Below are 6,953 nucleotides of genomic sequence, written 5' to 3' on the forward strand. Positions count from 1 at the left end.
AATAAAGATTTTTCTGGCAGGGTGATTATCAATAACCCACGTCAACAGTCAGCAGTCAACAGTCAACAGTCAACAGTCATTATATTATGTATTTAAAAACGCTGCACCTACGGCAGTTTCGGAACTACTTCGATCAAAAGGTAGCCTTTGAGGCTCCCAAAACTATTTTAGTAGGAAATAACGCTCAAGGAAAATCTAACTTGTTAGAAGCGGTAGAGTTGCTTTCCACATTAAAAAGTCATAGGGTAGGGCGCGATCGCGATTTAATACTCGACTCAAAGCCGATCGGGCAAATTGATGCTACACTCGAACGTCAAACCGGAGCGATCGACTTAGCTTTAACTCTTCGCTCTGGGGCGCGTCGGACACTGAAGCTCAATGGTGAACCGCTGCGTCGCCATTTAGACTTTTTGAGCGTCTTAAATGTAGTGCAATTTTCTTGTTTGGATTTGGACTTAGTGCGTGGCGGGCCCGAAGGAAGGCGCAATTGGATCGATCGCCTAGTCATCCAATTAGAACCGATTTACGCTCACATTTTGCAGCAGTACAACCAAATTTTGCGCCAGAGAAACGCTCTGTTGAAACGTTCTAAAGAAATCAGGAAAGCGGAATTTTCCGACAGTTTTGACAAAATGCGATTTATCGGATCTGAAACTCCCGAAGACCAAAATATCGCAGAATTCCCAATGCCCAATGCCCCATTCCCAATTCCCCATTCCCAATTCCCAATTCCCAGTTCGGAATTAGCTTTGTGGGACGCGCAGTTGGCGACAGCGGGCGCTCGCGTCATCCGCAGGCGCGATCGAATTTTGGAGCGTTTGATGCCTTTAGCTCGAAATTGGCACCGTTCAATTAGCGGTTCAGCAGAAGTTTTGGATGTGAAATACGATGCTAATATTGAAGTAAGTTCAGAATTTATCGCTAAAGATAATCTCGAAGGAGTGCGGCAAGCATTTTTAGAGAAAATTCAAAAAAGGGCGATCGCAGAACAGTTTCAAGGAACCACTTTAGTCGGCCCCCACCGCGACGATATTACATTTACAATTAACAATACCCCAGCTCGTCAATACGCATCCCAAGGTCAGCAGCGAACTCTGGTATTAGCATTAAAATTAGCCGAATTGCAGCTTATTGAAGAAGTCGTCGGCGAAGCGCCTTTACTCTTGCTCGACGACGTACTTGCAGAACTCGATCTGAGCCGCCAAAATCAACTTTTAGAAACAATTCAAGAACGATTTCAAACTCTGATTACTACAACTCACCTAGGCGCTTTTGATGCTCAGTGGCTGCGACAAACCCAAATTCTCTCCGTCGTTGCTGGACAAATCAATCGATTTTAGATTTTAGATTTTAGATTTTAGATTGACAAATTTTCTGTTTCATGGTATGAGAACAAAAAAATGTAGAAAGTGGCATTATTAGGTCAATTCGAGATAGGATAAAGGTTAATTTTGATTGCCGCTTTCGCTTCCATTTTTCTAAACCTTGTCAACGACCCAGGTCTAAAGACACTGGGCTTCTAGCCTAAGACTTAAACCACAGTTGACCAGACTAAGTACCTCGCGTACTACGTTAACGGTAAGAGTTTAAAGACCTACCAAGGGATGCGAAGCTAGTTCCTTGCTCTAGAAATTTAGGATTAAACAGACTTATTGGGTTAAATCAGTGTCCTAGATATAGTACCGGCCGTTAACTTTGTCGAAGCTAACATTACCCCGAAAGGGAGGCTCATAAAAGAGCGAACATTATGCGTACAGGGTTGCGAAGTTTGAGATGGTAATTGTCCCATCGAAAGTACACTACAAAAGTACACCGAATCTAGCAATCCCAAGGCGGTAATGGAAAGATTCACGCCGGTTTCAACCGCCGAGTCGTTTCCCTCTCAGCACTCTTCGTGACTGAGTTTCCCACTTACCGAATTTTTTATGAAGCATTACATTTCCCGTCTGTTAGCCCTGGTATTAGTTGTTGTCATCGGCGTAGCGGGCTGTACCAATGTTCCCGCCACTCTGAGTGGAGATTATGGTCAAGACACATTAGCATTAGTTAAGAGCTTGAGAACAGCGCTCACTTTGCCAGAGGGCACGCCGGAAAAAGCAGCCGCTCAAGCCAAGGCTCGCACAAGTATCAACGATTTTTTTGCTGAATATCGCCGCGATCCCGCTCTTACCAAGCTCGCCTCTTTCACGACAATGCGGACGGCATTAAACTCTTTGGCAGGACATTACAGTTCCTATCCAAACCGTCCGGTTCCTGAAAAATTGAAAAAGCGTCTTGAGTCAGAATTTCAGCAGATTGAAGCTGCTCTTAACAGAGGAGCTTAATCTCAAAATTTAGGATCGAGGATAAATTTTAATAATTCATCTTTCATCCTTGATATTTGAGTGTTAACAATTTTTAGTAGAAATATCAACTGCTTTTAGCGCCCACTGTATCCAGGCGCTTTTTTATGCAGCATTTAGTGAAAAAATACTGCAAAACCGTTTAATCGCGGAGTCTTGTCTTACCCGATCGCCCTTATGGAATTTAAATAGCCGCCAGATAGAATTTGCATTGTGCGATCGACTTGTGCCATAACTAGGTCAACCGAAAAAAGTAGAAAATTTGTAGCTGCTTGTTGAGCGCGATCGCATTTTTGCGATGCCACCCAATTTAAACCAGAAAACCCCATTCAATTCTCCCATGAAAATTGCACCAACTCGCATCGCGAATTTTCAACACCAGCGACGCTTTTTAAGTGCGGTAACTGCTGTTTTAACCAGTAGCTTCATCAGCCAGCTTGTGTGGCCGTTTATCGGAAATCAACCAGCTTTGGCCCAAACATCAGCCTATTGCCAATTATCCCCAGAACAAGTCAATCAAAAAGAAGACTTGCGCCGCGCCGCGCTGTCGGGAAAACGGGAATCTCAGCAAGCATATTTTGCTGTTTTGAACAAACACGCGCGGGAAATAGCAGAATGCCGCAAAAAAACTTGGCCCGAAACCCAAGCAGTTTGGCTGCGTTTGTATCCCTGCGATGTCAGACCCGGAGAACTCGATCGAGTATTAGACAAAGTTGTGAATAAAGGCTACAACCAAGTCTATATAGAAACATTTTACGATGGTCAAGTGCTGCTCCCAGTTGCAGACAATCCAACGGCTTGGCCTTCTGTTGTGAGAAATCGCGGTTACGAGAAATACGATTTGTTAGAAAAGGCGATCGCCAAAGGCAAACAGCGAGGTTTAAAAGTATACGCCTGGTTATTTACCATGAACTTTGGCTATAGCTATTCTCAGCGTCCAGACAGACAGCAAACCCTCGCTATCAACGGTAAAAATCAGACAAGTTTAACAGTAAGCGAAGAGGCAGCAATTAACGAGGACTTCGGAGAAGTTCCGGGCAATCAAGCCTTTATCGATCCGTACAACCCACAAGCACGGCAAGACTATACTTTGTTAGTAAATCAAATACTTAAGCGCAAGCCGCAAGGAATGTTATTCGACTACATTCGCTATCTAAGGGGCATCGGACCCGCTTCAGTTGCTACCAAAGTTCAAGACTTGTGGATTTACGGCCCAGCATCCCAGCAAGTTCTTTTGCAGCGGGCTAACAATCAGCAAGGGCGAGATTTAATTCAGCGGTATTTGACTAAAGGATTTATCAATACTAATGACGTTCAAGCAGTAGTCAAACAGTATCCAACTGAGCGAGAACCTCTTTGGCAGGGGCGAATTCCGCAGGCGATGTCAGTAACAACTCCAGCTTCTAGAAGGCCGAATGCCGCATCAAGATCGGCCTCAACAACTCCCGCCACTAACAAGCCCAACCCTGCAACTCCCACACCAAAACCGACACCGCCGCTTCCCGATACCGGCACTCTGCAAAAAGACCTGTGGAAACTGAGCGTTGCTCACGCAGTACAAGGGATTTTAGATTTTTTGGGGATAGCAATTCAACCCGCTCAAAGGATGGGAATTCCTGTAGGAGCAGTGTTTTTTCCCACTGCAAATCAAGCGATAAATCAAGGGGGATATGATTCGAGGTTGCAGCCTTGGGACACATTTCCGGCTGCTATAGAATTCCACGCCATGTCTTACGGAAATTGCGGGGATGTAAGCTGCATTGTGCCACAGGTGCAGCGGACAGTGAGTTTAGCGCCTGCGGGAGCAAAAATTATTCCTGCGATTGCTGGAGATTGGGGAAAACCTCTTAAAAATCGGCCGTCTTTGGAGATTCAAATGCAGGCAATTCGCTCGGCGACGCCGCAAATTAATGCGGTGAGCCATTTTGCTTTTGGGTGGCAAGAACCGGAGGATGAAAGGGCGCGGCAAACTTGCAGATTGTAGATACATTTCTGGACGCACAGGGTGTCATCATCTAGTTTTATGGTTGCGGAGCCTAAAAGCGTAGATTTTGGATCAATAAACCGGGTTTTTCTATCGGAATCGGCGGCGAACCACGATTGATTTGCCTAAAAAAAACCCGGTTTTTGCCTCAGTATTGATTGAGTGCGATCGACCTTTGGCAAAAAAAATTAATTTACCAAATTTTCGACCTAGCTGAACAATCAGGCATAATGAGATTGTTCAAAAATTGCTGGAAATGCAAGCGGGACAAAAACAGCCAATTGCCGATCGCAAATCCCAATGAACAGACATCTGGGCCAAATTAACTTACTCAGAATTTCATCTGCGTTCATTTGCGTTCATCTGCGGTTAAAAATCCAAATTCTGCTAAAGTTATTAATAACCATAAAACCCTTTATTAATCATAATGCAAAAACTACAAGCAAGAGATGTCAACCTCCGCTATCTAATCGATAACTTCGGTTTACAGCGAGTTCGTAACAGCGAATTTTTCCGAGAATGGCAAGAAAACTTACCCGAAGTAACAGACTCAGAAAAACAATTGCTCGATCGCGTTCAAGACATATACTTCAACTTGGTAGATAACCCGCCTGTATGGGAAAATGCAGTCAAGCTAACAATTATCAGCCCCATTTTGTTTATTGCCGGTCTGTATGAGTCTCCTTTTCAAGTCAAAGCCGAAAAGTCGATCGCAATTCAAGAGGAAGACGAAGGCAGAATCATCGAAGGCAGAATAGATACCCTAATTATGAAAGCAAACTTGTGGGTGACAGTAATTGAATCCAAACAACTTTCGTTTTCAACTGACGAAGCACTCGCACAACTCCTGACATATATGCTGGCAGATCCGAACCCAGAAACTCCTACTTTTGGAATGATTTCCACAGGTGCTAACTTCAATTTTGTCAAGTTAGTTAGAGGCGAAACTCCCCAGTATGCGCGATCGGCTGAATTTGTTATTTCCAATCCCAGCAATGAATTGTACCGCGTTTTGCAGATTTTAAAACGCCTGAGTCAACTTCCAGACTAGCAATAAAAGCCATTTTGAGTTATCTTTCAAAACAGACAATCTCTAATATCTCAAATTTCAAACTAATGTGAGCATGGTAAATTACTGGATAGTCGGCGCTGTGGCAATAGCTTCTGTCTGCTGGGCAGAAATAATACGAGACTTTTATCACGTCGTGTCCCATTATTGGGCCCCCCTACAAAAGCTGCACACTTGGCATCACCGCGTTTTCCGCCCGAATTTGACCCCCGTCAGCGAAACTATTTACAAGCAAGCACACTGGCGTCACGACGTGCCCGAAGGTGCGGCGATGATGGTTTTAGGCTTGTTGCTGTGGGTTGTAGCTTATTTTGGGCTGCCGGAATATCACTGGGGTGCAGCCGCCGGTTGTATTTATACTTTAGGCTTTTTGTTGAGCGCGATCGCCCGCGGGTGCGGCATCAAAGGCGCAGACGAATTAACCGACATCACCCACCAACCGGGAGACTTCCTTACTCCCCCTGGCAAGTGGTTAGTTAATAAACCTTATCACTGGCGGCATCACTTCGACAATCAAAATGCTTACTATTGCGGTACTTTCACCTTAATAGATAAACTTATGGGTACAGCACTTTCTCTCAAAGGCAAAACTGTAGCCGTCACCGGTGCATCGGGAACTTTAGGTCGTTCGCTTCTCAAACACCTGCACAAAGCTGGTGCAAAAGTGATCGCCCTCTCCTCTGGAAATGAGGAAGTTACTTTGAATTTAGACGGCGAAAGTTTACCTATAAAAACCGTAACTTGGCAAGCTGGCCAAGAGGCAGACTTAGCCCTATTTTTAGAAAAAATCGATATTCTCGTCATTAATCACGGGATTAATGTACACGGAGAAAGAACAGGAGAGGCGATCGCAAACTCATACGAAATTAACACTTTTTCCGCGTGGCGGCTGATGGAACTCTTTTTCTTAACAGTCCGCACTAACGAAAACATCGCTTGCAAAGAAGTCTGGATCAACACTTCCGAAGCAGAAGTAATTCCCGCTGTCAGTCCCCTGTACGAACTTAGCAAACGCGCCCTGGGAGATTTAGTCACCCTGCGGCGGCTAGACGCACCCTGCATCGTTCGCAAACTGATTTTAGGGCCGTTTAAAAGCAACTTAAACCCGATCGGCATCATGTCTCCCGACTGGGTAGCGCAGCAAGTTGTCAAACAAGCTAAAGCTGATGCCCGCAATATCATCGTGACAATTAATCCTTTGACTTTTATCATTTTTCCAGTCAAAGAGTTTTTTGTTTCCCTCTACTTCCAAATTTTCAGCCGGAAAGCGATTTCAGAGATTAAAGCAGTGGCGACATCGGAAAAATCTAGCGTTGAATCTAAGATTAATTAATCAACCAAAACCGGGTTTCCGCAGGGGCGGCGGCTGTGACTGTCCGCCCTGCTGCTAAATTCCACAAAACTAAAGCGTTTCTCGCATCGTCACGACTAAGGATCGCGAATTAAATAACTTACACTTTTAATTGTTATTGTGGGATGGGCGTCCCGCCCGTCCTTTTTGGACGGGCGGGACGCCCATCCCACAAACTTGTGGAAGTTATTTAATTCTCATTCCTAA

At 44.7% G+C, this 6,953-nt stretch carries 6 protein-coding genes; 5 read left to right on the forward strand and 1 reads right to left on the reverse strand.

Annotated features, from left to right (window positions below; genetic code table 11):
- Positions 1-86: 86 nt before the first annotated feature.
- Together QUB35_RS32515 and psb27 are read left to right on the forward strand one after the other, a co-directional pair.
- A complete protein-coding gene (locus QUB35_RS32515; RefSeq protein ID WP_333146108.1) occupies positions 87-1,340 on the forward strand; it encodes a DNA replication/repair protein RecF in 1,254 nt (417 codons plus the stop codon).
- A gap of 585 nt (positions 1,341-1,925) precedes the next feature.
- Positions 1,926-2,324: a photosystem II protein Psb27 gene (gene psb27, locus QUB35_RS32520; RefSeq protein WP_333107406.1), complete on the forward strand. Its 399-nt coding sequence runs from the start codon at positions 1,926-1,928 to the stop codon at positions 2,322-2,324.
- Positions 2,325-2,503: 179 nt separating this feature from the next.
- Here psb27 and QUB35_RS32525 read toward each other — a convergent pair whose 3' ends face one another.
- The gene (locus QUB35_RS32525) at positions 2,504-2,671 is read right to left on the reverse strand and encodes a hypothetical protein (protein ID WP_333146110.1); all 168 of its coding nucleotides are present in this window, start codon (positions 2,669-2,671) and stop codon (positions 2,504-2,506) included.
- A gap of 11 nt (positions 2,672-2,682) precedes the next feature.
- Here QUB35_RS32525 and QUB35_RS32530 point away from each other — a divergent pair, with 11 nt between their 5' ends.
- The 3 genes from QUB35_RS32530 to QUB35_RS32540 all read left to right on the forward strand — a co-directional run bounded on the left by QUB35_RS32530 (position 2,683) and on the right by QUB35_RS32540 (position 6,728).
- Entirely contained in the window at positions 2,683-4,326 is a 1,644-nt protein-coding gene (locus QUB35_RS32530; RefSeq protein WP_333146112.1) for a family 10 glycosylhydrolase, read from the forward strand.
- Between the two features lie 427 nt (positions 4,327-4,753).
- Positions 4,754-5,377, forward strand: a complete 624-nt coding sequence (locus QUB35_RS32535; RefSeq protein ID WP_333146114.1) for a restriction endonuclease subunit R — start codon at positions 4,754-4,756, stop codon at positions 5,375-5,377.
- Positions 5,378-5,450: 73 nt separating this feature from the next.
- On the forward strand, positions 5,451-6,728 hold the full coding sequence (locus QUB35_RS32540; protein WP_333146116.1) for a bifunctional sterol desaturase/short chain dehydrogenase: 1,278 nt from the start codon (positions 5,451-5,453) through the stop codon (positions 6,726-6,728).
- The last annotated feature ends 225 nt before the right edge of the window (positions 6,729-6,953 follow it).

Source organism: Microcoleus sp. B13-B6 (assembly GCF_036705405.1).
Classification (GTDB): domain Bacteria; phylum Cyanobacteriota; class Cyanobacteriia; order Cyanobacteriales; family Microcoleaceae; genus Microcoleus.

Coding starts and splice junctions, on each gene's coding strand:
- QUB35_RS32515 (WP_333146108.1), top strand. CDS start 87: ATGTATTTAAAAACGCTGCACCTACGGCAGTTTCGGAACTACTTCGAT.
- psb27 (WP_333107406.1), top strand. CDS start 1,926: ATGAAGCATTACATTTCCCGTCTGTTAGCCCTGGTATTAGTTGTTGTC.
- QUB35_RS32525 (WP_333146110.1), bottom strand. CDS start 2,671: ATGGGGTTTTCTGGTTTAAATTGGGTGGCATCGCAAAAATGCGATCGC.
- QUB35_RS32530 (WP_333146112.1), top strand. CDS start 2,683: ATGAAAATTGCACCAACTCGCATCGCGAATTTTCAACACCAGCGACGC.
- QUB35_RS32535 (WP_333146114.1), top strand. CDS start 4,754: ATGCAAAAACTACAAGCAAGAGATGTCAACCTCCGCTATCTAATCGAT.
- QUB35_RS32540 (WP_333146116.1), top strand. CDS start 5,451: ATGGTAAATTACTGGATAGTCGGCGCTGTGGCAATAGCTTCTGTCTGC.